Source organism: Brevibacillus jepli (assembly GCF_047229145.1).
In the GTDB taxonomy this organism is placed as follows: Bacteria; Bacillota; Bacilli; order Brevibacillales; family Brevibacillaceae; genus Brevibacillus.
Genome location: NZ_JBFEFW010000109.1, coordinates 1 through 539, shown reverse-complemented (window position 1 = coordinate 539; position 539 = coordinate 1). Strand labels below are relative to the sequence as shown.

General features: G+C 48.6%; 1 protein-coding gene. It reads left to right on the top strand.

What is annotated here, in order from left to right; all coding sequences use genetic code 11:
- Positions 1-135: 135 nt before the first annotated feature.
- On the top strand, positions 136-539 hold a 404-nt coding region (locus AB1L17_RS31495), incomplete at its 3' end, for a hypothetical protein (RefSeq protein ID WP_412848847.1).

Below are 539 nucleotides of genomic sequence, written 5' to 3'. Positions count from 1 at the left end.
GGGGAGTTTTGCCACGAGTCGTTCACCTATTTTATCTCAGCCAAACTTTATCACCATCACGAGCGGAAAGTGGGAGACGTGGAAACCGTCGACTATCCCTACTGGATAGAACCTGATATTCAGGAGCTTAAGGCTATGATGAGGCGCGTCTATGAGCAAAGGGAATCGCTGCATGAAATCGGACACCAAGCGAGCAACCATATCCGCAGATATTTAACTTGGAGACAAACACAGGAAGCGGTGGCCAATGCGCTTGAACACATCCTGGCTCGTCCTCCGTATTCCAGTATCAAGCCGCATGCTATCGTTTCCTTCGAGCAATGCCTCATCCAGAAAGATTTACGCAAAGATCGCGTGGAGCAGGCCATGGGGAAAAGCCAGGCGTTGATTCATGCTTTTCCAGACAGGCTTGACATACGTGTGAATAAAGCACAATTGTGCTTGAAGAAGAAAAAGTACCTGGAGGCCATTAGTCTGCTCGTGGCGATGGAAGATGTTGTAACCGATGAAAGCGAAGCGCTCCAGTTGATTTATTGGAC